The sequence below is a fragment of the Brevundimonas sp. genome, from assembly GCF_041648055.1.
Taxonomy (GTDB): Bacteria; Pseudomonadota; Alphaproteobacteria; order Caulobacterales; family Caulobacteraceae; genus Brevundimonas.
Genome location: NZ_JBAZPS010000003.1, coordinates 204,891 through 229,957, shown reverse-complemented (window position 1 = coordinate 229,957; position 25,067 = coordinate 204,891). Strand labels below are relative to the sequence as shown.

The window sequence follows — 25,067 nt, the reverse complement described above, 5'->3', positions numbered from 1 at the left end:
TTTGATGATCGTATTGGCAACAGCCCCCTCTTGTTCCTATATTGTTCTTGCTGAAATCCGCAAATCGATCCCCATATAGCGCTGTCGCCCTGGACCCAGGCACAGCCTCCCGCGTTCTCTCGGACCTCATGACTGAAAAGCACAATTTCATCCGCGTGCGCGGTGCCCGCGAGCACAATCTCAAGGGCGTGGACGTCGATATCCCGCGTGAGAAACTGGTCGTCATGACCGGCCTATCGGGGTCCGGCAAATCCTCGCTGGCGTTCGACACCATCTATGCCGAGGGTCAGCGGCGCTATGTCGAGAGCCTGTCGGCCTACGCCCGCCAGTTCCTGGAACTGATGGGTAAGCCGGACGTGGACCTGATCGAGGGCCTGTCGCCGGCCATTTCCATCGAACAGAAGACAACGTCCAAGAACCCGCGCTCGACCGTCGGCACGGTGACGGAAATCCACGACTATATGCGCCTGCTCTGGGCCCGCGTTGGTGTGCCCTTTTCCCCCGCCACCGGCCTGCCGATCGAGAGCCAGACCGTGTCGATGATGGTCGACAAGCTGTCGGCCCTGCCCGACGGCGAGCGCATCCTTCTGCTGGCCCCCGTCGTGAGGGGTCGCAAGGGCGAATACCGCAAGGAGATCGCCGAATGGCAACGCTCCGGCTATCAGCGGCTCAAGATCGACGGCGAATTCTACGCCATCGAGGACGCGCCTACGCTGGACAAGAAATTCAAGCACGACATCGACATCGTCGTGGACCGGATCGTCACCAAGGCCGGCCTCGAACTCCGCTATGCCGACAGCATCCAGACGGCCCTGAACCTGGCCGACGGCATCGCCGTGGCCGAATGGGCCACTCCAGCATCGGGCGCGCCCGAGGGCGAAGAACCGCGCCGCCTGCTGTTTTCCGAAAAGTTCGCCTGCCCGGTCTCCGGCTTCACCATCAGCGAGATCGAGCCCCGTCTGTTCTCGTTCAACAATCCGTTCGGGGCCTGTCCCACCTGCGACGGCCTGGGCGTCAAGCTGGCGTTCGACGCCGATCTGGTCATCCCCGACCGCGACAAGAGCCTGCACAAGGGGGCGGTTTCGCCCTGGTCGCGCGGCCCCTCGCCCCTCTACACCCAGACGCTGCAATCGCTGGCCCAGCATTTCGGCTTCTCGATGGACAAGCCCTGGCGCGACCTGCCGGAGAAGGCCCAGGCCGTCATCCTGCGTGGCTCGGGCGGCGAAAAGGTCAAATTCGTCTATGACGACAACGCCCGCAAATACGAGACGGTGAAGGCCTTCGAAGGCGTGCTTCCCAATCTGGAGCGTCGCTGGCGCGAGACCGACAGCGCCTGGGTGCGCGAGGAACTGGGCCGCTATCAGTCCGAAACCCCCTGCGACGCCTGCGGCGGCAAGCGCCTGAAGCCCGAGGCCCTGGCGGTCAAGGTCGGCGGCTCCGACATCGCCGAGATCAGCTGGCTATCGATCTCCAAGGCCTATCTGTGGTTCTCTACCCTTGAAGAAACCCTGACGGACAAGCAGCGCGAGATCGGTCGCCGCATCCTGAAGGAAATCACCGACCGGCTGCGGTTCCTCAACAATGTCGGCCTGGACTATCTCAGCCTGTCGCGCTCCTCCGGCACCCTGTCGGGCGGCGAGAGCCAGCGCATCCGCCTGGCGTCACAGATCGGCTCGGGCCTGACCGGCGTGCTCTACGTCCTCGACGAACCCTCGATCGGCCTGCATCAGCGCGACAACACGCGCCTGCTGGACAGCCTGCGGGGCCTGCGCGACCTGGGCAATTCCGTCCTGGTCGTCGAGCATGACGAGGAGGCGATCATGACCGCCGACTATGTCATCGACATGGGTCCCGCCGCCGGCGTCCACGGCGGCACCATCTGCGCCGAGGGCACGCCGGAAGAGGTTCTGGCCAATCCGAACTCGCTGACCGGCAAATACCTGTCCGGCGAGCGCGAGATCGAGATTCCGGCCGACGGTCGTCGTCCGATCAACCGCAAGAAGATGCTGAAGATCAGTGGCGCGACCGGCAACAATCTGAAGACCGTGACCGGCGAAATTCCCGTCGGCCTGTTCACCTGTGTCACCGGTGTCTCCGGCGGCGGCAAATCGACCTTCACCATCGAGACCCTCTACAAGGCCGCCGCACGCCGCCTGCACAATGCCTCGGACGCCCCCGCCCCCTTCGACCGGATCGAGGGACTGGAGCATTTCGACAAGGTCATCGACATCGACCAGTCGCCGATCGGCCGCACGCCCCGATCCAACCCCGCCACCTACACCGGCGCCTTCGGCCCCATCCGCGACTGGTATGCCGGTTTGCCGGAATCCAAGGCCCGCGGTTACGGCCCCGGCCGCTTCAGCTTCAACGTCAAGGGTGGGCGCTGCGAGGCCTGTCAGGGCGACGGCCTGATCAAGATCGAGATGCACTTCCTGCCCGACGTCTACGTCACCTGCGACGTGTGCAAGGGCAAGCGCTACAACCGCGAGACCTTGGAAATCGTCTTCAAGGGCAAGTCGATCTCCGACGTCCTGGACATGACGGTCGAGGAAGCCGCCCGCTTCTTCAACGCCGTGCCCTCGATCCGCGACAAGATGCTGACGCTGGAGCGGGTCGGCCTGGGCTATGTCCAGGTCGGCCAGTCGGCGACGACCCTGTCCGGCGGCGAGGCTCAGCGGGTCAAGCTGTCCAAGGAGCTCTCGAAACGCGCCACGGGCAAGACCCTGTACATCCTCGACGAACCCACGACCGGCCTGCACTTCGAGGACACGCGCAAGCTGCTGGAGGTGCTTCAGGAACTGGTCGAGAACGGCAACACCATCGTCGTCATCGAGCACAATCTGGATGTGATCAAGGTGGCCGACTACCTGCTCGACTTCGGTCCCGAAGGCGGCGACGGCGGCGGCGAGATCGTTGCGGTCGGCACGCCTGAACAGGTCGCGGCCAATGCCAAGAGCTGGACCGGCAAATACCTCAAGGAGGTGCTGGACCGCCACGAAACCCGCCGCAAGGCGCGCGTGGCGGCCCGCGGCGCTCCGGCTCCCAAGGCAGCGGCCAAAAAGCCGCGCACCAAGGCGAAAGCTGACGCCTAGTCGAAGGTCTCGGCTGTGGCGGGTTGACCCGCCACGCCATAATCCCGCGTCTTGCCGCGCAGCATCAGCACCACCGACCCGACCAGCAGCAGGGCGGTGACAACCACGCTGCCCTCAGGGCCGAAAGCGGCACCCGTGAACCACCACGGCACCTCGGTGCGCGTCGTCAGATCGACGATCAACGGCGGCGTATCGATGGCCTGGCCGGACACTTCCAGCCCGAAGCCCAGTCCCAGCAGCCAGTTCCACGCCGCATGCCAGCCGCACACGCCCCACAGCGAACCCTCGCGCGCGGCGTACAGGCTGATGAAGACGCCGAACAAGGCAATGTTCAGCAGCCCCATGAACAGTTCCTTGGACGGCGGAATGTTGGCCCCATGCATCAGGCCGAACAGCACGGAGTTGATCCCGATCGCCAGCCACAGCCCATGCCGCGACGCGATCAACTGCATCAGCCAGCCGCGAAAGAAGATTTCCTCCGTCGAGCCTTGCACCATGAAGCCCAGCAGCAGCACGACGATCGGCACCAGCGCCGCCCCGACCGCCGCGCTCTGGAACGCCCCGCCCGCCTCGACCGAATAGCCACCCAGGGCCCAGATGATCCCGACCGCCGCCAGCAGGAACCCCAGCCCGATCGCATAGCCGCGCCCGAACCGCTTCAGCCCGTCGGCATTGAACCCGATCGTCGCCAGCGGCCGCCGCTCGAAGAACCAGACCCACAGAAAGACCAGCACGGCCCCGCAGCCAAAGGTCGCGAACAGAATGTAGGCAAGCTGGTCCCAGCGATCCGTCGCCCCGTCAGAGCTGATGAAACCCGTCATCAGCGCCGGGATGATCCCCAGCAACTGCCCGCCGATGATGAACACCAGCGCCAGCACGATCGCAGCCAGCGTCCACGTCCGCCGATGATGCGGATCGCGCGGTGCGTAGAGTTCCAGTCCCTTCATGACGTCCCCCCTGTTCGTCCTGAACAATCAGCCGAAGGTCTCGGCCAGTCCCGTCCCCGTCCGCCCAGCAATGTCGCGGTAGGCCGCCGAGAACGGCGCATAGATCACCGCCACCTGCAGCGCCGAGATGATCGCATTGACGACCACATAGCTCAGGATCGCCGGCCAGGCCTGCTGCAGCATTCCGACCAGATTCAGCCCCTCAACTGTCGCCAGTCTCTCCATTCCGCCCGACATAAGCTGGATCGGCATGAGAACCAGAGAGCCCAGCATGCTGACGACGAAGCTCATCACCCCCGCGATGATCGCCATCCCGATCAGCGGCCAGAAATGACCTTTGGTCAGACTGAATGAGTCGAACAGCACGATCCGCTTCTCGGCCAGCGTCATCGGCACCGCCAGGCTGAGCCGCACGAGCAGCCAGATGAAGGCCGCCCAGGCCACAAGGAAGAAGACCACGACGATCAGCCACAAAACCGGCGTGTTCACGGCGGCGGCACCCAGGGCGAACGTCATGCCCCAGATCAGGCCCATCAGCACGATGAAGATGATGCCCAAGGCCACCGAGACGGCCAGCACCCGCAACTCATCCGCCCCGAACCTCAGATAACCCAGTGCCTTCTGCGTCGGGTAAAGCACCGACCGCGCGATGGCGGCAGACATCACTGCGCTGGACAGCAGACTGACAGGCAACAGGATGCTGAACACCAGGCCGAAGGAGTTCATGATCGGCATGAAGTCGTCGAGCGTCGGCGTGCCCACCGATTCAAGCCGCTCCGCCGCCGCCATCGCACTGGCCAGCGACGGTCCCATCATGGCGAAGGCAACCGCCATCACCGCAACGTAGAACAGCGCCCAGAAGACCAGGCTCATCGGCGCGCGCCTGACCACCCGAAAGCCCTCGAATGCCGCATCGGTCGCTGAAAATGCCATAGGTATCGTCCCCGTTGTCGCCCCAGCCTAGCGAACCCGACCCCGCACCGCTAGAAGCCGCTTCATGACGGTTTCTCCACAATCCATCCATGTCATCGGCGGCGGCCTGGCCGGGTCCGAGGCGGCCTGGCAGATCGCCCAGGCGGGCGTGCCCGTGATCCTGCACGAGATGCGTGGCGTGCCGGGCGTCAAGACCGACGCCCACCACACCGATGGCCTGGCCGAGTTGGTCTGTTCCAACTCCTTCCGCTCCGACGACTGGGAGCACAATGCCGTCGGCCTGCTGCATGCCGAGATGCGCGCCCTCGATTCCATCATCATGGCCTGCGGCGACATCAATCAGGTACCCGCAGGCGGGGCCTTGGCCGTTGACCGCGACGCCTTCTCCCGGGCCGTTACGACAAAACTTCAGGCCCACCCCCTGATCACCATTGTGCGGGAGGAGATCGCCGGCTTGCCGCCCGAGGACTGGGACAATGTCATCGTCGCCACCGGCCCCCTGACCTCCCCCGCCCTGGCCGACGCCATCCTCAAGGCGACCGGCGAGGAATCCCTCAGCTTCTTCGACGCCATCGCCCCAATCGTCCACGCCGACAGCATCGACTTCGACATCGCCTGGCGTCAGTCCCGCTATGACAAGGAAGGCCCGGGCGGAGACGCCGCCGCCTATGTCAACTGCCCGATGAACAAGGCCGAATACGACGCCTTCATCGACGCCCTGCTGAGTGGCCCCAAGGCCGAGTTCAAGGACTGGGAACACGTCCCCTATTTCGACGGCTGCCTGCCCATCGAGGTCATGGCCGAACGGGGCCGCGAGACCCTGCGCCACGGCCCAATGAAGCCCGTCGGCCTGACCAATCCGCGCGACCGGCTGGTCAAGGCCCACGCCATCGTACAACTGCGTCAGGACAATGCGCTGGGCACCCTGTTCAACATGGTCGGCTTCCAGACCAAGCTGAAGCACGGCGCCCAGGCCGAAATCTTCCGCATGATTCCGGGTCTTCAGAACGCCCAGTTCGCGCGGCTGGGCGGCCTGCACCGCAACACCTATCTGAACAGCCCGCACCTGCTGGACCGCCAGTTGCGGCTGAAGGCCATGCCCCGCCTGCGCTTCGCCGGTCAGGTCACGGGCGTGGAAGGCTACGTCGAAAGCGCCGCTATGGGCCTGCTGACCGGCCGCCTCGCCGCCGCCCAGGCCCTGGGCCGCGACCTCGCCCCTCCTCCCGCCGACACCGCCATGGGGGCGCTGGTCGAACACATCACCGGCGGCCATCTGGAGGGCTCGAAGTTCCAGCCCATGAACATCAACTACGGCCTGCTGCCCCCGCTGGAAGCCCCCAAGGTCGACGAGGCCGGCGTGAAGATCCCGCTCAAGGAACGCGGACGCGCCAAGAAGCGGTTGATGAGCATCCGCGCCATGAACAGCCTCAAGGCCTGGCGGGACGCCGCCGCATGACCGCGCCGGACACCGAACTGGATCGCCTGACCGCCCGCCGCGTCACCATTCTGTATCGTCTCGAGATGATCGCACAGGGGGCTCAGCTGACCTACGAAGACGGCACACCCATCGACATGGCGTCGGAGAAGGCGCGACTGGAAGACATCGTCGCCGATCTGGATCGCCGGATCGAGGCTCTGACCCGGACCGTGAACTGATGGCCCGCGTGGGCTCTTCAGGACCCCGCCTGTTCGACCCGGCCAAGGCCCTGATCCGCCGTCAGGTCACCGACCTGTTCAACGATGCGTCCAAGGGCGAGCGGCCGATCCTGCGGCGCGGCGACGCCCTGTTCGCGCCAGACTCGGTCGCCTGGCGCGTCAACGGCGACGTCGTGACCATGATGATCGGCGGCGTCTCGGGCCTGCTGCTGCAGATGCTGCATCCGGCGGTGCTGGCCGGCGTCTGGGACCATTCCAACTTCCGCGCCGACATGCACGGGCGGCTGAGGCGGACGGCCAAGTTCATCGCCGTGACGACCTATGATTCCGCCGAGAATGCCGTCTCCGCCATCGACCGGGTGCGGCGAACCCACGGCCAGGTGCGCGGCGTCCTGCCGTCGGGCGTGCCCTATGACGCCACCGATCCCGCCCTGCTGGCCTGGGTCCACGTCACAGAGGCGACCAGCTTCCTGAATGCCTGGATCCGCTATGCCGAACCGGGCATGACCCCCGCTGATCAGGACCAGTATTTCGTTGAGATGGCGATCGTCGCCGAGCGTCTGGGGGCCGATCCCGTGCCCCGCGACCGCGCCTCGGCCGAAGCCCTGATCCAGTCCATGCGCCCCGCCCTGCTAACCGATGACCGCACGCGCGAAGTGGCCCGGCTGGTGCTGAAGCAGACCATGGGATCGCGAACGACCGACAGCGCCTCGCGCATCATCATGCAGGCGGGCGTGGACCTGCTGCCCGACTGGGCGCGGCGCATGCATGGCCTGCACAGACCGCTGGATTTGCCGATGATTCGCGCCGGAGCCACCACCATGGCCCGCACCCTGCGCTGGGCCTTTGACCAGTCGCCGAACCGCCGCGTCTGGCCTGCAGATGTCATCCACTACCCGGACGCCGCGTCGCACGACCGCAGCCGGTAGACGGCAACCGCCCCCGTCCAGAGCCGTTACATCCTCATCTGAAAACCATGAGGATTCTCGCACCATGAAACTTCCCAAGGGCGCACTCGTCGCCGTCGTCGATGGCGAGAAGCTGGTTCTGTTCAAGAACACGGGTGACGCAGATCAGCCGACCCTGACGGCCCATCCGACCCCGGAAATCCCCGAGCGCCTGTCCGGCGCCCCCGGCCGCCAGTCCAGCGCCGCCAACCCTGACAATGACACCCAGGCCGAGGACGGCTTTGCCTTTGAGGTGGCCGAACTGCTGAACAAGAAGGCCCTCAACGGCCACTTCGACCATCTGGTGGTTATTGCCGCCCCCAAGACCCTAGGGGCCCTGCGCAAGAACTGGCACAAGGAACTGGAAGCCCGCCTGACCGGCGAGATCGCCAAGGATCTGACCAACCAGACGTCCGAACAGATCGCCGACGCCATAGCCAAGGCTTGATCGACCCGCAAACGCCCGGACCGACGGTCCGGGCGTCTTGCCGTCTAGAGACGCCCGCGCAGCATCGCCCAGGTGAGTCGTAACTTCTTCAACGGTTCGGCTTCCGATGGCCTGATGAGGGCGGCGTGGGCGACAGCCGGAAAGCCGTCGGACGGCAGACCCTTCAAGGCCGCGTTCGCGGCACCCAGAGCCGACCTGGCGTCGTCGAGCCTGCCCACCTGCGCCAGTCCCCAGACCCGACCGGCCCCCACGACCTTGTCGTCATGCCCCCACCCGGCCAGCACCCGCACCGCCACCTGCATCGGCCCGACGTAAAAGGCTTCCAGGTCGTGCGGCTCTCCGTGAACCCGGCCGATATGCGCCTCGATCAGAGCATTGAAAGGTTCGCGCTCCAGCCCGTGCCGCCGCACGATGTTCGTCAACGCCTCCAGCACCGGATGGCCCTTGCGCGGCTCGCCCGCAAAGACACCGTCCATCTGATCGGCCCACCAGCGATAGCGCATCTCGGCCAGCAGGGGTTGGGTCACCCGCGTGGGGATGCCCAACAGCTCGGCCTCGAAGGCATAGAGCGTAATCAGGTCCGAGCGTAGCTGAACATCGGCCACGAACCGGCTGGACAGCCAGCGGTCGAGATCGGCGTTGCGGACCTGGGTGTCCAGGTCGACCATCTACGGCCGGCTGGCCATGCCCAGCTTGACCGGCTTGGGCTCATCCAACGACCCGCGCTTGACGCCCCACAGGAGGATGATCGGCGCACCGACATAGATCGACGAATAGGTGCCGATGATGATGCCGGCCATCAGGGCGATGGAGAAGCCGAACAGCGCCTCGCCGCCGAAGAACGCCAGCGCCGCCAGCACCATGACCGCCGTCAGGCCGGTGATGATCGTCCGCGACAGCGTCTCGTTGATCGACAGGTCGATGACCTCGCGCAGCGGCATCGTCTTGTACTTACGCAGGTTCTCACGCAGGCGGTCGAACACCACGACGGTATCGTTCATCGAATAGCCGATGACGGTCAGGATGGCGGCCACCATGTTCAGGCTGAACTCCAGCTTGAACAGCACGATCAGTCCGAACACCAGGATGACGTCGTGGGCCAGGCCCGCGATGGCTCCGAACCCGAACTGCGGCTCGAATCGGAACCAGATGTAGGCGAACATCAGGACAATGGCGGCACCCAGGGCAAACAGGCCGGAGCGGAACAGCTCGCCCGACACCTTGGAGCCCACGACGCTGACGCCGGAATAGGTCACTTCACCCACGGAGGCCGTGATGGCGTTCTCGACGCGCTGAACGACGGCGCTCTGAGGCTCGTCGTCCGGCACCTGGAACCGCAGAATCGCGCTGGACGGATCGTCGATGCCCTGAACCTGGACATCACCCAGCCCCAGCTCGCCGACGGCACCCCGCACCCGCTCCAGATCCAGCACCTGGCTATCGGCGCGGGTCAGCTCCATCGAGGCCCCGCCCCGGAAGTCGATGCCCATGTTCAGGCCGGGGTAAAAGCAGGCAACGATCGAGGCTACGCAGAGCAGAACCGACAGAATGCCGGCTGGCCGCGCATATTTGACGAACTGCAGGTTCGTCTTGCTCGGTAGGAGTTTGATCAAAGGCCATCCACGCATCGCCATCACTCCGCGATCGGCAGTTTTTTGGGTTTGGCGACCTTCAGCCACCAGGCGAGCGCCACCTGCGACACCAGCACTGCCGACAGCATCGAGGTGAACACCCCGATGGTCAGGGTCCAGGCAAAGCCGCGCACGGGGCCGGCCCCGAAGATGAACATGATCAGCGCCGCGACCAGTGTGGTCAGGTTGGCGTCGATGATGGTCCCCATGGCCTTGTTGAAGCCCGCGTCCAGCGAGGCGATGACGGACCGTCCGGACCTCGCCTCGTCACGCATCCGCTCATAAATCAGAACGTTCGCATCCACGGCCACGGCGAAGGTCAGCACCAGACCCGCGATCCCCGGCAGGGTCAGCGTCGCCCCGACCAGCGACATGGCCGCGATGATCAGCAGGCCGTTCAGCAACAGACCCACAACGGAGATGCCGCCGAACAGAAGCCCGTAGGCCCCGATCATGAAGACGACGATGATGATGAAGCCGATCAGGGTGGACAGCCCACCCTTGGCCACGGCATCGGCCCCCAGCTCGGCAGTCACCGTGCGGCGTTCCTCGACGACGAGCGGTGCCGGCAGGGCCCCGCCGTTCAACAGGTTCACGAACAGCGAAGCACTCTCGATCGTATAGTTGCCGGTAATCTGGCCGGTACCGCCCGTGATCGGCGAAATGATCGTCGGGGCCGAGATCACCTGGCCGTCAAGGATGATGGCGAACGGCTTGCCCACATTGGCGGCCGTCGCCTCGCCGAAGCGGCGCGACCCCTGGGCGTCGAAGCGAAAGTCAATGGCGACCTGACGGTTCTGGTCAGAGCCCACCTCGGCCTTGGTCAGGTTCTCGCCCGAGACGAGGATGCGACGCTTGACCAGATAGGCTGCCGGCCCGCCGGGCTCGGCCGCCGGCAACAACTCGGAGTCGGGAGGAACAGCACCCGCCGCGGCTTCGGCCAGGGAGTTCTCGGTATCCACCATCTGGAACGTGAGCTGGGCAGTCTGGCCGACCAGACGTTCCAGCTCGGCTGGATCGCTCTCGCCCGGGGCCTGAACCACGATCCGATCCGCGCCCTGACGGGTGATGGAGATTTCCTTCGTGCCGGTGCTGTCCAGACGACGGCGCACGACCTCGATCGACTGTGACACGGCATCGGCAGCCATGGAGTTCATGGCGGCGTCAGTGAAGGCGTAGGCGATGCGATCGTTGCCCTGCCGCTGGACAGTACGATCCGCCACGGCATTCGGATTGCCGCCGATCAGGGTCCGCATCGCGGTCAGGGCGGCATCCATCTGGGCCGGATTGGTCAGGGTCACGACCACGCCCTGGTCGTTCCGCACCACGCCTGTGATGCCGATGTTGGCCTCACCCAAAACCATGCGCGCGTCCTCGACCATATTGGCCAGGCGCTTCTCGCGCATCGCCGGGACATCGACTTCCAGCAGCAGATACGAGCCGCCCTGAAGGTCCAGCCCCAGGTTCAGCCCGCTGGACGGCACCCAGCCCGGCAGGGCGTCGCGCTGTGCGGGGGTCAGCATGTTCGGATAGGCGAAGGCCAGGCCGAACAGCAGCGAGAGAGCGAGAAGAATGACCTTCCAGCGCGACAGATGGATCATGCGGGCGTTTCCGGCCTGGTCAGGACGATATCAGGACTTGGCGATGGTCTTGGTGTCGTTGGCGGCGATGGCGGTGCGGTTCTCGACCTGGGTGATCATTGAACGGACCACGCGCACGTTCACGCCCTGGGCGATTTCGACCATGACCTCTTCGTTCTCGACCCGGGTGATCTTGCCCTTCATGCCGTTCGACATGATCACGCTGTCACCGCGCTTCAGACCGGCGATCAGCTCGCGGTGCGCCTTCATCTGCTTCTGCTGCGGACGGATCAGCATGAAGTAGAACAGGATGATGACGGGGACGAAGAAGATCAGGGTCCCGAAAGGCCCTTCCAGAATGGCTTGCACGGCGGTCTCCACGAGCGAAAGCGCCGCTCGGGGCGCCTCCATAAAATGAGGCGCGGAACCTAGGGCGCGTCGTCACACTTTGCAACGCGCCACGCGGACCGACAGCCTTGGCGTGCGCTATCGCGGCAACACGGTCAGCGGATCGATGGCGATCGGCTCGTCACCACGCATGCGCCACGTCTCGAAATGAATGGAGGGTCGTCCGTCCCCGGCCGTCGTTCCGACCGTGCCGATCTGCTGACCCGCCCGCACTTGATCGCCCTGCCGCACCGTGGCCGAGCCCAGATGGCCATAGGCCGTGCGCCAGCCACCGGGGTGCGCGACCAGTATGGTCAGCCCCTGCCCTGCCAGATCGTCGCCGACATAGGCCACCTGACCGGCAGCGGAGGCTCCGACCTCGCGCCCGGCGGACGCTCCGATATTGATGCCGTTGTTGCGCTCGCCCATGCCCACAGGGCCGAAGCGCCGCAGGATGTCGCCCCGGACCGGCCAGTCCAGCGACACATCCGCTGTGGTCGAGACCGGCGGCAGGGCCACATTCCCCGACGGCGGCGGCGGCGGCGGCGGAACGCTGCCCGGGTTCGGCACATAGACGCCGCTGGGCGACGGCCCGGTCGCATAGGGATCGCCACCAATGTCGACGGCCGATTCCGGCAGGGTTAGTCGCTGACCCGGCGTGATGGCCGCGCGCGGCCCCAGGCTGTTCAGGTCGATCAGGCTCTGCACCGGCGTCTGGAAGCGCCGCCCGATGCCCGAAATCGTGTCGCCAGGCTGGATCACATACCTGGCTCCGGCCACGGTCGTTCCGCTGCGCGGCGGCGGCGGCGAGGTAAAGCCGCCGTCGGCAGGCCCCGCCGCGGGCTGGCCTGGACGCGGCACATAAACAGGTGCGTCCAGCGCCCCGCCTTCGATCGTCGCGACCGGGGCCGTCGCATTGGGTGCGGGGTCGTTATAGGGATTGCTCGGCCCCCGCACGCCCTCGCCGCTCGGCGCTGGAGCCGTGGGATAGGTCGGATAGGCCGGGCTGGTCGGATAGGGAGCCCGCGACGGCGGCGGCGCGGCGTCGGCATAGATCGAATAGCGCGGCCCGGCCGTCGTACAGGCCGCCAGCGCCAGCATGCCGCCCGCCACGATCAGGACCCGCAAGCCCGTCTTCAATCCCGTCATTCGCCATTTCCCGCTTACTGAAGGCCGATCACCGACCGGCTGCCCGCCACGTCACGGACCATAGCCACAATCCGCACCAAAGTTGGGCGTCGAGGTTAACGAGGGATTACCGCGCTCAAGGAGTGAGCCCCGCGCGGCGAACAATAGCGAGCGAATCGCGCTCAAGCAGTGAGCGACCGCGTCGCGAGCGCTAGCGCAAAAAGGACTGACTTACCCCTCCTTGGCCGTCCCCTCGACCAGAGGCACGAACCGCACCTCACTGAGGCTTTCGCGGCGAAACGAGCCATCTTCCTGGCCGACATAGCGATGCAGCATCTGCACCGAGGTCCGCCCGACCGGACAGACCAGAACTCCGCCCGGCTTCAACTGTTTCAGCAGCTCCGTCGGCTCCCCCGGCGAGGCCGCCGTCACCATGATCCGGTCGAACGGCGCCTGCTGGGGCCAGCCCAAACCGCCGTCGCCATGCAGGGTGATCACATTGTCGATGCCCAATTCCTTCAGCCGCCCCTCGGCCTCGACCAGCAAGCTCTTGTAGCGTTCGACCGAATAGACATAGCGCGCCAGCCGGCTCAGCACCGCGGCCTGATACCCACTGCCCGTGCCGATCTCCAGCACCCGGTGGCGCGGCTGCACGTCCAGCGCCTGGGTCATCAGGCCGACGATGAACGGCTGGCTGATCGTCTGGGCACAGTCGATCGGCAGGGCCTGATCCTCCCACGCCTGATCCAGAAACCGCTCGTGCACGAACACGGCCCGGTCCACCGATTCCATCGCCGCCAGCACGCGCGGGTCCGTCACCCCCTGCTGCCTCAGCCCCAGGATCAGCCGCCCGGCCCTGTCATCGTTCAGCTTCATCATTCCTCCCCCAACGGGGGAGGGGGACCATCCGAAGGATGGTGGAGGGGGGCAGCCACAGCCTTCGGCGGTGCCCCGCCCAGCACACCCTTCAGGTCATGCACGCTGGCCGGATGGGTCAGGTCGATATGAAGCGGCGTGACCGAAATCTTGCCCTCGTCCATGGCCCGCAGGTCGGTGCCCACCGGATGGTCGTGCTTCGTCCCGCGAAAGCTCATCCAGTAATAGTCGCGCCCACGCAGGTCGGTCCTTTTCACCGCATGCATCTCGCCGATGTCGCGGAAGCCCTGGCGCGTCACCTCGACCTCGGACACGGCCTCGGGTGGGCGCGCCGGAAAGTTCAGATTCATCACCACGCCACTGGCCCACGGCCGCTCCAGCAGGCGCGAGATGATGGCCGGCGCAAACGCCTCCGCCGTCTCCCAGTGCGCCGTCACCTCGTCATGGAACCGCTCCAGCGACTGGCTCAACGCGATCGACCGAATGCCGAACGCCATCCCCTGCAAGGCCCCGGCCACCGTCCCGGAATAGGAGCAATCCTCGCCGACGTTGTGCCCGCGATTGACCCCCGACAGCACCAGATCGGGTTTCTCAGGCATCAGGTCGTTGACCGCCAGCACGACACAGTCCGTCGGCGTCCCCGTCACCGCGAACCGCTTCTCGCCCAGTCGGTTGACCCGCAGCGGCTCGGTCAGGGTGATCCCCCGCCCCTTGCCCGACTGCTCGGTCTGCGGCGCACAGACCCACACATCGTCGGACAACATCTGTGCGATGCGCTCCAGACACTCCAGACCCTCGGCCTCGATCCCGTCGTCGTTGGTCAGCAGTATCCTCAAGCGCGCACCGTCGAACCCATCACCGCAGCACCTCGACCCGATCCGCCTGGATCACCACATCGCGGCGGCACAGGTTGGCCACGTCCGACCCCTGCAGGTCGATCAGGGCGCTGTCGCCCCGCTCGGACCAGGCCCGCGTGCGGCCAATGAACTTGACCTTCTGGCCCGAGATGTCGCCCGACGCCCGCTGCAGATTGCGCGGCAGGGCCCCGCTGATGCACGGCGTCGCCCCGCCCGCCAGCAAGCGCGGCTCGGTCTCGTACAGCTGGAACTCCTCGCCCCTGACCCGCACCCAGCCGGTGAACTCGGTCGCCGAGGCATCGACCCAGTTGGGCGGCGGCGCGACATTGTCAGGGCCGGTGGCACAGGCCCCCAGCGTCAAGGCTGAAACGGACAGAACGGCGGCGGCGATCATCGTCTTCATGGCTTACGCTCCCACATGGGTGATGCCACCCATATAGGGCAGCAGGGCCGACGGCACGGCGATCCGCCCGTCCTCCTGCTGATAGTTCTCCATGATGGCGACAAGAGTACGACCGACCGCCAGGCCCGAGCCGTTCAGGGTGTGGACGAACTCGGTCTTCTTCTCGCCCGCCCGCTTGAACCGCGCGTCCATGCGCCGCGCCTGGAAGTCCCCGCAGTTGGAGCAACTGCTGATCTCGCGATAGGTCCCCTGCGACGGCAGCCAGACCTCAAGATCAAAAGTCTTCCTCGCCGAAAAGCCCATATCGCCCTTGCACAGCAGCATGCGCCGATAGGGCAGCTCCAGCTTCTCCAGCACCACCTCGGCACAGCGCACCATCCGCTCGTGCTCGGCCTCGCTGTCCTCGGGCCTTGCGATGGAGACCATCTCCACCTTGTGGAACTGGTGCTGGCGGATCAGCCCGCGCGTATCCCGCCCCGCCGACCCCGCCTCGGCCCGGAAACAGGGCGTCAGGGCCGTCAGGCGCATCGGCTCGGTCAGCTCGTCCTCGGCCAGGATCTGCTCGCGCACGAGATTGGTCAGGGAGACTTCGGCGGTGGGGATGAGGAATGCGGTCTGACCCCCGACGTCCGCTTTCAACTGTCTGCGGGCGTTGATTTCGCGTGCCGTGACGACAAGGTTATCAACTTGGGTACGGACCGCCACCACCGCCGTCTCTGATTCCTCACCGGAAACAGGCCCGAGACTATCCAGCAGCGTGTTGGTCTTGGACGCGGTCTCCATCAGCTCATAAGTCACCTCAGCGACCCCGAGCAGCTCCGCACGAGCCAATTGTGCGGGAGTGACGATCTGGAACAGGTCCTCCTCGAACTTCGGCAACTGCCCCGTCCCGAACATCGCCTCGTCGCGCACCAGATACGGCGGATTGACCTCCAGATAGCCGTGCTCGACCGTCTGCACGTCCAGCATGAACTGGCCGATGGCGCGTTCCAGCCGCGCCAGCCCGCCCTTCAGCACCGCGAACCGCGCCCCCGACATCCGCGCAGCCGCCTCGAAATCCAGCAGGCCCATCGCCTCGCCCAGATCGGCGTGATCCTTGGCGGGGCCACCTTCGCGCGGTGTGCCCCAGCGCGAGATCTCGACATTGCCCGCCTCGTCCTCGCCGTCCGGCACATCGTCCGCCGCCAGCATCTTCTGCGCCGCCAGCAGGTCGCGCAGGGCCTTGCCCGTCTCGGCCTCCACCGCCTCGGACGCCGCGATCTCGCCCTTCAGGCTCTCGACCTCGGCCTTCAGCCGCTCGGCCTCGGCCATGTCCTTCTTCGCCATCGCCGCGCCGATCAGCTTGGACGCCGCATTGCGCTTCGCCAGCGCCTCCTGCCCCGCCGTCTGCGCCGCGCGCAGTTCCCGATCCAGCCGCAGCAGTTCCTCGACCAGCGCCTCCGCGCCCTCCACCCCACGCGACGACCAGCCGCTGACCCAGGCTTGCGGGTTCTCTCGAATGGCCTTGATGTCGTGCATGGTCGTTCAGTCAGTCTGGGGAAGGAGCCGATGCTCTAGCCCCGCAGACGGAGTCGGGCAAATCCGCGCATCATTTCCCGTCGTGCGGCCCTGACGATGGCTCAGATCAGATCACGAAGTCGTAGACGATGTCCGCCAGCGTATGATCCATCGTCCGCGCCGGGGCGTCGCCCGTCGGACAGTTGACCAGCCGCGCCGGAACGCCCGCCACCGTGCATCCCGCCGGAACGGGTTTCAGCACAACGGAGCCAGAAGCCACCTTGGCATGGTCGCCGATCTCGATATTGCCCAGCACCTTGGCCCCGGCCCCCAGCAAAACGCCGCGTCCGATCTTGGGATGGCGATCGCCGCGCTCGGCCCCCGTGCCGCCCAGGGTCACGCCATGCAGCATCGACACCTCGTCGCCGATCACGGCCGTCTCGCCGATGACGATGCCGGTCCCGTGGTCGAAGAACAGCCCGGACCCCAGGGTCGCCGCCGGGTGAATGTCCACCTGGAACAGCTCCGACATCCGGCTCTGCACATGAAAGGCCAGGGTCTCGCGGCCCTGCTGCCACAGCCAGTGCGCCACCCGGTGGGCCTGGATGGCCTGAAAGCCCTTGAAATACAGGAATGGCTGCAAGAGCGAGCGGATCGCGGGATCGCGTTCGGCCACGGCCTGCAGGTCCGCCGCCGCCGCCGCCACAATGGCCGGATCGCCCTCGAAGGCCTCGCGGCACACCTCGCGCACCGACATGGCTCCCATCTCGTCGTCGCCGATCTTGCGGGCAATCTGGAAGCTCAGGGCCGCGGCCAGATCGCCGTGCGCCAGGATGACGGCGTTCAGTTGCGACGCCAGCAGCGGCTCATCGCGCGCCGCCTGCTCGGCTGAGGCACGCAGCATGGCCCAGGTGTCGGGCGACGGGTCACTCGCGGTGACGACTTCCAGCCTGGTCATGTCCGGCTCCTTCAGTGCGCGATCATAGGCCCGACAGCATGGCCTTCGCCAGTTCGGGCGGCAGTTCGCCTTGTCGCGCCATATGGTAGGCTCGCAGGGCTGTCGCTACCGTAAACATATCGCGGACCGCTCCGTTGCCGATTTCGCGCAACAGATCAGCGAACGGCACGCGGGCTACGCGGATGATCTCTGTCGGATCCGGCGCGATCGGCACCGGCGTCAGGCCCCAGGCCAGCCAGGCCATAGCGCGCTCGTCGGTGACGGAGTTGCTCATCTCAGTTCTCAGTGCTTCGTGCCAGTGTGCGGCGTCCAGACCCGCCTCTTCGGCCAGCTCGCGTTTCGCCCCTTCCAGCGGATCCTCGTCGAACGGAGCCCCGCCCTCAGGCATCTCCCACGACCAGTTCATCAAGGCGAAGCGCTGCTGACCCACCAGGGTGATCGTCCCGTCCTCATGGATCGGCAGCACCCCGACCGACATATTCTGCGGCCGCATCACGACATAGTCGGCCTGCAAGCCCGTCGGCGCGGTCGCCTCGTGGCGGGTCAACCGCATCCAGGGGCTTTCGAACATCACGCTCGATCCCGCATCGCGCCACGGCGGCGGACGATCGGCGCCATCATCCCAGGACGGAGTCGGCCGGTCGGCATCGAAGGTTTTTCGGGAGTCGCTCATGAGGCGGGGTATGGCGCCGCCCCGTCCCCGTGCCTAGCTAGACCGCATGACCGATACCGACCTGGGCCACGCCCTGCCCCTCCCCGTCGCCTCCGCAGAGCTGGAGGACCGCCTCGCCCGTCGCCGCTCGGCACCGGCCCAGGCTCTGACGGTTCCCGGCCCGACGCAGGACCAGATCGCACGCATCCTCGAACTGGGGGCCCGCACCCCGGACCACGGCAAGCTGTTTCCCTGGCGGTTCGTCGTCCTGGGCCCGACCAGCCGCGCCACCCTGGCCACCGCCCTCGCCCCGCTCGCCCAGGCACAGCCCCAGCCGGACAAGGCTCGCGCCGTCCTGGGCAAGCTGACCGCCGCGCCCGTCACCATCCTCGTCGTCTCGACCCCGGTCCACAGCCAGAAAGTCCCCGTCTGGGAACAGCAGCTGTCCGCCGGTGCCGTCTGCATGAACCTGGAACACGCCGCCGGTGCCCTGGGCTTCTCCACCAGCTGGATCACCGACTGGTACAGCTATGACGCCGAAGCTCTTGCACTGCTGAGTCTGACCAAGGGCGAACAGGTCGCCGGCTTCATCCACATCGGCACCCTGGCCGAGCCGCCGTTTGAACGCCCCCGCCCCGACCTGTCGGCCAAGGTCGAATACCGCGACTAGGCCCGTACGCCCGCGACATAGCGCCGGTTCAACATCGGCTTGCCCAGCCAGTAACAAAGCTCCGCAGGGCGCTCGATGTCCCAGACGGCCAGATCGGCGACCTTGCCGACTTCGATCGTGCCGATGTCATTCTTCAATCCCAGCGCCTTGGCCGCGATACGCGTGGCACCCGCCAAAGCCTCTTCCGGCGTCAACCGGAACTGGACACAGGCCAGGTTCGGCGCCGCTGTCATCGACGCCACCGGCGACGTCCCCGGATTACAGTCCGTCGCCACGGCCATCTCCACCCCGTGCTGTCGAAACATATCGACCGGTGGCGGCGTCGTCTCGCGCAGCATCAGATAGGCTCCTGGCAGGAGCACCGCGACCACGCCTGCCTGCGCCATCGCCCTCACCCCCGCATCGGTCGTGTGCTCCACGTGGTCGGCGCTGAGTGCTCCGTACGTCGCCGCCAGCGCTGCCCCGCCACCATCCGAAAGCTGATCGGCATGCAGCTTGACCGGCAAACCGAGGGTCCGCGCCTTGTCGAATAGGCGACCGACCTCTCCTTGTGAAAAGGCGATGGGCTCGCAATAGGCATCGACCGCATCGACCAGACCCTCCGCATGGGCGGCGGGAAGTATGTCGTCTATGGCCAGATCGACATAGGCGGCGCGGTCTGCGCGATACTCCGGCGGTACCGCATGCAGGCCCAGATAGCTGGTGCGCACCCGCACCCCTGCCTCGCGCCCGATGCGCCGCGCGACCCGCAGCATCTTCAGCTCGCCCTCTCTGTCCAGCCCGTAGCCCGACTTGATCTCGACCGTCGTCACCCCGGTCGCCTTCAGCCCCTCCAGCCGCGTCAGGGCGCTGGCATAGAGGTCATCCTCCGACGCCGCGCGCGTCGCCGCCACCGACGAGACGATCCCGCCCCCGGCCCGAGCGATCTCCTCGTAGGTCGCGCCGCTCAATCGCTGTTCGAATTCGCCCGAGCGGTCACCGCCGAACACCAGATGCGTGTGGCAGTCGATCAGCCCCGGCGTGACCCAGCGACCGTCGAGGCGATCGATCTGCGCGGCCTGGTGATCCGGCAGATCAGCCCGCGCCCCGACCCAGACGATGCGCCCCTCGCGGATCAGAATGGCCCCGTCCTCAATGGCTCCGTAGGGCTCAGCGTCCGCGACCATCGTGGCAATGCGGCAGTCGGTGATGAGACGGTCCGCAATCATCGCTGCTCGAACCCCGCCAGCAGCTCACAGAACCAGCGCCCCACCGTCAACGATCCCAGATCGCCGATCTCCAGCGAGGGATCGTACTCCGTAAGGTCCACAGCCCTGACCTTGGCACAGGCCCCGATCACGCGCGCCGCCTCGAAGAAGTCCTGCACCGACACTCCGCCCGGCCTCGCCCCCGGTGAAGCCGGCCACTGACTGCGGTCGATCACATCAATGTCGAAATCCACATAGATCGCGTCGCACAGGCCGGACAGTCGCTCCAGTTCTTGAGCCACGATGGTCGCCAGACCCTGCGCCCGGCACTCGCGCACCGTGCGGACCGATATCCCCGCCGCCTTGGCCTTCTCATGCGCCCGACGCGTATTGGCGAAAGGAGCCAGCCCGACCTGGCTGATACCCCGCCCGTCCAGACCGTCCTCCAGCAAAGCCTGCACAGGATTGCCGTTGGTCAGTCCCTGATCCGTGTCCCGCAAGTCGAAATGTGCATCCAGGGTCAACAGGCCGGTCCGCTCCAGACCCAGCCCGTGCACGCCCGGCCGCGTGATGGCGTTGTTGCCGCCGATTATCACAGTCAGCGCCCGGTCCTTCTGAGCTGCCACGGCATCGCGCACGGGACCGAAGGCATCGGCGGGTGAGAGGGCCTTCATCGCCAGATCGCCGATGTCATGGACGTGGGTCGACAACGCCCGCTCCGTCTCGACATCATAGGTCGAGAACCTCGGCAATACCGCCCGAAGCGCCTTGGGGCCCAAGTCGCATCGCCCGGGCGTCAGCGACCGCTCGTTCACACCTGCGCCGATCAGGGCGACAGACGCATCCGGATGATCGCCGATCAGGTCGGCCACGCTGCGCCAGCCCAGCGCCTCTGAGTCTTCCAAGGTCATGGGCGGGCAGCGTAGAGAGACGGCCATGTCGACTCAACAGATGAACACTCGCGTCATCCGCAGCCCGCGCGGCCTCGAGATGACCGCAAAAACCTGGGCCGCAGAGGCTGCCCTGCGCATGCTTATGAACAACCTCGACCCCGAGGTCGCCGAACGGCCCGAGGACCTCGTCGTTTACGGCGGCATCGGCAAGGCGGCCCGCGACTGGGCCAGTTTCGACCGGATCGTGGCTTCTCTGCGCAACCTCGAACCCGACCAGACCCTGCTGGTACAATCCGGTAAGCCCGTCGGCGTCTTCCGCACCCACGCCGACGCCCCCCGCGTCCTGATCGCCAACTCCAATCTGGTGCCCAAATGGGCAACCTGGGAGCATTTCAACGACCTCGATCGCAAGGGGCTGATGATGTACGGCCAGATGACGGCCGGGTCGTGGATCTACATCGGCACCCAGGGCATCGTTCAGGGCACCTATGAGACCTTCATGGAGGCCGCGCGCCAACACTGGGACGGCGACACTTCGGGCAAATGGATCCTGACGGCCGGTCTGGGCGGCATGGGTGGGGCCCAGCCGCTGGCCGCGACCATGGCGGGGGCCTCCTGCCTGGCCATCGAATGCCAGCGCAGCCGGATCGAGATGCGACTGAAGACCCGCTACCTCGACGTCATGGTCGAGACGCTGGACGAGGCCCTGGGCTTGATTGAAGACGCCGGTCGCACGGGAAAACCCATATCCGTCGGTCTGTTGGCCAATGCGGCTGAAGTGCTGCCTGAAATGGTTCGACGCGGCGTCCGCCCCGATCTGGTCACCGATCAGACCAGCGCCCACGACCTGATCAACGGCTATCTGCCCGCTGGATGGACCGTGGCGGAATGGGAGTACAAGCGCGTGTCCGACCCCGCCGCTGTCGAGGCCGCCGCCCGAAAATCCTGCGCCGTCCATGTCCAGGCCATGCTGGATTTCCAGGCGGCGGACATTCCCGTCACCGACTATGGCAACAACATACGCCAAGTCGCCTTCGACGAAGGTGTGGCGGACGCCTTCAACTTCCCCGGCTTCGTCCCCGCCTATATCCGCCCGCTGTTCTGTCGCGGCATCGGCCCGTTCCGCTGGGCCGCCCTGACCGGCGATCCCGACGACATCAAGAAGACCGACGCGGCGATGAAAAAGCTGTTCCCCGACAACGCCGGCCTGCACCGCTGGCTCGACATGGCCGGAGAGCGTATCGCCTTCCAGGGCCTGCCCGCGCGAATCTGCTGGATCGGCTTGGGCGACCGGCACCGCGCGGGCCTGATGTTTAACGAGATGGTTGCCTCGGGCGAACTCAGCGGCCCCATCGTCATCGGCCGCGATCATCTGGACAGCGGTTCGGTCGCCAGCCCCAACCGCGAGACCGAAGCCATGATGGACGGCTCCGACGCCGTGTCCGACTGGCCCCTGCTCAATGCCCTGCTGAACACCGCCTCGGGAGCCAGCTGGGTATCCCTGCACCATGGCGGCGGCGTCGGCATGGGCTACAGCCAGCATTCCGGCGTCGTCATCGTCGCCGACGGCACCCCCGAAGCGGCCGCCCGCCTCGAGCGCGTGCTCTGGAATGACCCCGCCACCGGCGTCATGCGCCACGCCGATGCGGGCTATGAGATCGCCGCCGCCGCCGCCCGTGAACATGGGCTGAACCTGCCAAGCCTGAAAGCCTGATCATGACCGTCATTACCATCGGTTCTGAGCCGCTAACCCTCAGTCAGTTGCGCGCCGTGATTGAAAGCCCGGTCACGGTCGATCTGACCGAGGCTGCCTGGACGGCCGTCGACCGAGGGGCCGCCACAGTTGCCGCCATCCTCGCCGAGGGCCGCACCGTCTATGGCATCAACACCGGCTTTGGCCTGCTGGCCAACACCAGCATCGCGGCCGAAGACCTTGAAACCCTTCAGAAGAACCTGGTCCTCAGCCACGCCTGTGGCGTCGGGCCCCTGCTGGACGATGCTGTGGTTCGCCTGTTGGTGGTGCTCAAGATCGCCAGTCTATCCAAGGGCGCGTCCGGCATCCGGCGCGAGACGCTGGAAACGCTGATCGCCTTGGTCAATGCCGACATCCTGCCCTGCATCCCGTCCAAGGGATCGGTCGGGGCCTCGGGCGACCTGGCGCCGCTGGCCCATATGTCCTGCGTACTGATCGGGGTCGGCGAGGCGCGGGCGGGCGGCGAGACGCTGTTGGCCGAGGCTGCCTTGGCGCAGATCGGCCGCTCGCCCCTGACTCTGGGGCCCAAGGAAGGTCTGGCTCTGTTGAACGGAACGCAGTGTTCGACGGCTCTGGCTCTGACCGGGCTGTTCGCTGCCGAGGCCACCTTCGCCGCCGCCATCGCCGCTGGGGCCCTGTCGGTCGATGCGCTGAAGGGGTCGGACGCGCCGTTCGATGCTCGCATCCACGCCCTGCGTGGCCAGCCGGGCCAGATCGACGTTGCCGCCCGCCTGCGCGCTCTGATGACGGGTTCGGCCATCCGCGACAGCCACCGCGATGACTGTTCCAAGGTGCAGGACCCCTATTCCCTGCGCTGCCAGCCCCAGGTCATGGGGGCGACGCTCGACGTGCTGCGCAATGCCGCCGCGACGCTGGAGCGCGAGGCCAATGCGGTGACCGACAATCCGCTGGTCTTCATCGAGGACGGCGACGTCATATCCGGCGGCAACTTCCACGCCGAACCTATTGCTTATGCAGCGGATCAGATCGCCATGTGCCTGTGCGAGATCGGCAATATCTCGGAGCGTCGCACCGCCATCCTGGTCGACCCCAAGATGAGCGAACTGCCCGCCTTCCTCGTCAAGGAAAGCGGCCTGAACTCCGGCTTCATGATCGCTCAGGTCACCGCCGCCGCCCTGGTTGCCGAGAACCGCATGGTCGCCCATCCCTGCGTCATCGACACCGTCCCGACCAGCGCCAATCAGGAAGACCACGTCTCCATGGCCACCCATGGCGCACGCCGCCTGCTGGACATGGCTGAGAATACCGCCACCGTCGTCGGCATCGAACTTCTGGCGGCGGCGCAAGGGCTAGAGTTCCACCGCCCCCTGGCCTCCTCGCCCGCTCTGGAACAGGTCTTCGCCCTCGTGCGTGAGGCCGCCGCTCCCTATGCCAGCGACCACTATTTCGCGCCGGACATCGCCCGCGCGACCGACGGCGTGCGGGCGGGACGTTACCGGGCCTTCGCCGGCGACCTGCTGCCCTCAGCCTAGTCCTCCAGCGCCGCGGCCTTCAGGGCGGTCAGATTGGCCGACCCAGTGACGAAACAGGTCGTCCTCAACTGGCGGATCAGGATCTGGAAGTGCTCCACGACCGCCTCGGTCGAGACAGTGGCCGCGGCCAGCACGCCCGCCGCCTGACCGACCACATCGGCCCCCAGCCGGATCGCCTTGGCCGCCTCCACGCCGTCGCGGATGCCGCCTGAGCCGATCAGCACCAGGTCCGGACAGGCCGCGCGAACCTGGGCGATCGACCGCGCCGTCGGAATGCCCCAGTCCGCAAACGCCCGCGCATGCGCCTTGTCTGCCGCGTCAGTCGCCCGCTCACCCTCGACCGTCGCCCAGTTCGAGCCCCCAGCCCCAGCCACATCAATAGCCGCCACCCCCATATCGGCCAACCGCTTGGCCGTGGCACCTGAGATCCCCGCCCCCGTCTCCTTGACCACCACGGGCGCATCCAGCGCCTTGACCAGGGCCTCCAGCGCCGCCCCGACGCCCCACCAGTCGCGGTCTCCCTCGGGCTGACAGGCCTCCTGTAGCGGGTTCAGGTGCACGATCAGGGCGTCCGCCGCGATCATGTCCAGCACCCGCCTCGCCTCGTCGACGCCAAAGCCGCGTGTCAGTTGGGCCGCGCCGATATTCGCCAGGATCGGCGTATCCGGGGCCTTCAGCCTCAGGGCCATGTCCAGCCCCGCCCCCGCGCCCTCCAGCGCCGCGCGTTGCGACCCCACCGCCAAGGCGATGCCGAGATGCTGGGCCGCCTCGGCCAGTCGTGCATTGATCGCCTCGGCCCTCGCCGGCCCGCCGGTCATTGAACTGATCAGCAGCGGGGCCTTCAACCGGCGGCCCACGAAGTCGACACCGAGATCGATCTTGCCGTGATCGAGATCTGGCAGGGCCTCGTGCACGAAACGGATATCGCCGAACCCCGCGTCGCGCCCGTGCCGCGCTTTCCCGGCCAGGATCACATCCAGATGTTCGTCCTTGCGGGTGCGGATGGCGTCGTTCTGCATAAATGAACCCTAGCGACGAGCGGTCGCTGTTGGAACCGGAACCGAGCGGGCGTAGTGTCT

24 protein-coding genes are annotated in these 25,067 nt (G+C 66.4%); 8 read left to right on the top strand and 16 right to left on the bottom strand.

Annotated features, from left to right (window positions below):
• Positions 1–128 precede the first annotated feature (128 nt).
• Positions 129–3,092 carry an excinuclease ABC subunit UvrA gene (gene uvrA, locus WC585_RS09210; protein WP_373257544.1) on the top strand — a complete coding sequence of 988 codons (2,964 nt, stop codon included), beginning with the start codon at positions 129–131 and terminating at the stop codon, positions 3,090–3,092.
• Here the strand turns inward: uvrA and WC585_RS09205 are convergent.
• Both WC585_RS09205 and WC585_RS09200 read right to left on the bottom strand, forming a co-directional pair.
• Entirely contained in the window at positions 3,089–4,039 is a 951-nt protein-coding gene (locus WC585_RS09205) for a lysostaphin resistance A-like protein (protein WP_373257543.1), read from the bottom strand. The two genes, uvrA and WC585_RS09205, sit on opposite strands and share 4 nt — an antisense overlap.
• A gap of 27 nt (positions 4,040–4,066) precedes the next feature.
• Complete coding sequence (locus WC585_RS09200; protein WP_373257541.1) at positions 4,067–4,972, bottom strand: hypothetical protein; 906 nt, start codon at positions 4,970–4,972, stop codon at positions 4,067–4,069.
• Between the two features lie 64 nt (positions 4,973–5,036).
• Between WC585_RS09200 and trmFO the strand changes: the two genes are divergently transcribed.
• The 4 genes from trmFO (at position 5,037) to WC585_RS09180 (ending at position 8,023) form a co-directional block, all read left to right on the top strand.
• The gene (trmFO, locus tag WC585_RS09195; RefSeq protein ID WP_373257539.1) at positions 5,037–6,428 is read left to right on the top strand and encodes a methylenetetrahydrofolate--tRNA-(uracil(54)-C(5))-methyltransferase (FADH(2)-oxidizing) TrmFO; all 1,392 of its coding nucleotides are present in this window, start codon (positions 5,037–5,039) and stop codon (positions 6,426–6,428) included.
• Positions 6,425–6,628: a hypothetical protein gene (locus WC585_RS09190; protein ID WP_373257537.1), complete on the top strand. Its 204-nt coding sequence runs from the start codon at positions 6,425–6,427 to the stop codon at positions 6,626–6,628. Before trmFO ends, WC585_RS09190 begins: the two co-directional genes overlap by 4 nt.
• A complete protein-coding gene (locus WC585_RS09185) occupies positions 6,628–7,557 on the top strand; it encodes an oxygenase MpaB family protein (protein WP_373257536.1) in 930 nt (309 codons plus the stop codon). Before WC585_RS09190 ends, WC585_RS09185 begins: the two co-directional genes overlap by 1 nt.
• A gap of 64 nt (positions 7,558–7,621) precedes the next feature.
• Entirely contained in the window at positions 7,622–8,023 is a 402-nt protein-coding gene (locus tag WC585_RS09180; protein WP_373257535.1) for a host attachment family protein, read from the top strand.
• Positions 8,024–8,067: 44 nt separating this feature from the next.
• On the opposite strand, the gene WC585_RS09175 is transcribed toward WC585_RS09180, so the two are convergent.
• The 11 genes from WC585_RS09175 to WC585_RS09125 all read right to left on the bottom strand — a co-directional run bounded on the left by WC585_RS09175 (position 8,068) and on the right by WC585_RS09125 (position 17,911).
• Entirely contained in the window at positions 8,068–8,691 is a 624-nt protein-coding gene (locus WC585_RS09175) for a squalene/phytoene synthase family protein (protein WP_373257533.1), read from the bottom strand.
• Positions 8,692–9,657 (bottom strand): protein translocase subunit SecF, encoded by a 966-nt coding sequence (secF, locus tag WC585_RS09170; RefSeq protein WP_373257531.1) that lies wholly within the window; start codon positions 9,655–9,657, stop codon positions 8,692–8,694. It lies immediately after the preceding gene.
• Positions 9,657–11,255: a protein translocase subunit SecD gene (gene secD / locus WC585_RS09165; protein WP_373257529.1), complete on the bottom strand. Its 1,599-nt coding sequence runs from the start codon at positions 11,253–11,255 to the stop codon at positions 9,657–9,659. The genes secF and secD overlap by 1 nt, the downstream gene beginning before the upstream one ends.
• A 30-nt stretch (positions 11,256–11,285) precedes the next feature.
• On the bottom strand, positions 11,286–11,603 hold the full coding sequence (gene yajC / locus WC585_RS09160; RefSeq protein ID WP_373257527.1) for a preprotein translocase subunit YajC: 318 nt from the start codon (positions 11,601–11,603) through the stop codon (positions 11,286–11,288).
• A 117-nt stretch (positions 11,604–11,720) separates the two neighbouring features.
• Positions 11,721–12,770: a peptidoglycan DD-metalloendopeptidase family protein gene (locus WC585_RS09155; protein WP_373257525.1), complete on the bottom strand. Its 1,050-nt coding sequence runs from the start codon at positions 12,768–12,770 to the stop codon at positions 11,721–11,723.
• Between the two features lie 210 nt (positions 12,771–12,980).
• Positions 12,981–13,625, bottom strand: a complete 645-nt coding sequence (locus WC585_RS09150) for a protein-L-isoaspartate(D-aspartate) O-methyltransferase (protein WP_373257689.1) — start codon at positions 13,623–13,625, stop codon at positions 12,981–12,983.
• Complete coding sequence (surE, locus tag WC585_RS09145; RefSeq protein ID WP_373257524.1) at positions 13,625–14,461, bottom strand: 5'/3'-nucleotidase SurE; 837 nt, start codon at positions 14,459–14,461, stop codon at positions 13,625–13,627. Before surE ends, WC585_RS09150 begins: the two co-directional genes overlap by 1 nt.
• A gap of 19 nt (positions 14,462–14,480) precedes the next feature.
• Positions 14,481–14,885 (bottom strand): hypothetical protein, encoded by a 405-nt coding sequence (locus WC585_RS09140; protein WP_373257522.1) that lies wholly within the window; start codon positions 14,883–14,885, stop codon positions 14,481–14,483.
• Positions 14,886–14,888: 3 nt separating this feature from the next.
• The gene (gene serS / locus WC585_RS09135; RefSeq protein ID WP_373257521.1) at positions 14,889–16,403 is read right to left on the bottom strand and encodes a serine--tRNA ligase; all 1,515 of its coding nucleotides are present in this window, start codon (positions 16,401–16,403) and stop codon (positions 14,889–14,891) included.
• 106 nt (positions 16,404–16,509) lie between these two features.
• A complete protein-coding gene (gene cysE / locus WC585_RS09130) occupies positions 16,510–17,340 on the bottom strand; it encodes a serine O-acetyltransferase (RefSeq protein WP_373257519.1) in 831 nt (276 codons plus the stop codon).
• Positions 17,341–17,362: 22 nt separating this feature from the next.
• A complete protein-coding gene (locus tag WC585_RS09125; protein ID WP_373257518.1) occupies positions 17,363–17,911 on the bottom strand; it encodes an NUDIX domain-containing protein in 549 nt (182 codons plus the stop codon).
• A 148-nt stretch (positions 17,912–18,059) separates the two neighbouring features.
• On the opposite strand from WC585_RS09125, the gene WC585_RS09120 reads away from it, so the two are divergent.
• Complete coding sequence (locus WC585_RS09120; RefSeq protein WP_373257517.1) at positions 18,060–18,662, top strand: nitroreductase; 603 nt, start codon at positions 18,060–18,062, stop codon at positions 18,660–18,662.
• Here the strand turns inward: WC585_RS09120 and hutI are convergent.
• Together hutI and WC585_RS09110 are read right to left on the bottom strand one after the other, a co-directional pair.
• Entirely contained in the window at positions 18,659–19,870 is a 1,212-nt protein-coding gene (gene hutI, locus WC585_RS09115) for an imidazolonepropionase (RefSeq protein ID WP_373257516.1), read from the bottom strand. The genes WC585_RS09120 and hutI overlap by 4 nt on opposite strands.
• Entirely contained in the window at positions 19,867–20,760 is an 894-nt protein-coding gene (locus WC585_RS09110) for an agmatinase family protein (RefSeq protein WP_373257514.1), read from the bottom strand. Before WC585_RS09110 ends, hutI begins: the two co-directional genes overlap by 4 nt.
• 25 nt (positions 20,761–20,785) lie before the next feature.
• On the opposite strand from WC585_RS09110, the gene hutU reads away from it, so the two are divergent.
• Both hutU and hutH read left to right on the top strand, forming a co-directional pair.
• Entirely contained in the window at positions 20,786–22,456 is a 1,671-nt protein-coding gene (hutU, locus tag WC585_RS09105) for a urocanate hydratase (protein WP_373257513.1), read from the top strand.
• Positions 22,457–22,458: 2 nt separating this feature from the next.
• Positions 22,459–23,988 (top strand): histidine ammonia-lyase, encoded by a 1,530-nt coding sequence (hutH, locus tag WC585_RS09100; protein WP_373257512.1) that lies wholly within the window; start codon positions 22,459–22,461, stop codon positions 23,986–23,988.
• On the opposite strand, the gene fni is transcribed toward hutH, so the two are convergent.
• The gene (fni, locus tag WC585_RS09095) at positions 23,985–25,007 is read right to left on the bottom strand and encodes a type 2 isopentenyl-diphosphate Delta-isomerase (protein ID WP_373257510.1); all 1,023 of its coding nucleotides are present in this window, start codon (positions 25,005–25,007) and stop codon (positions 23,985–23,987) included. The genes hutH and fni overlap by 4 nt on opposite strands.
• Positions 25,008–25,067: the final 60 nt, after the last annotated feature.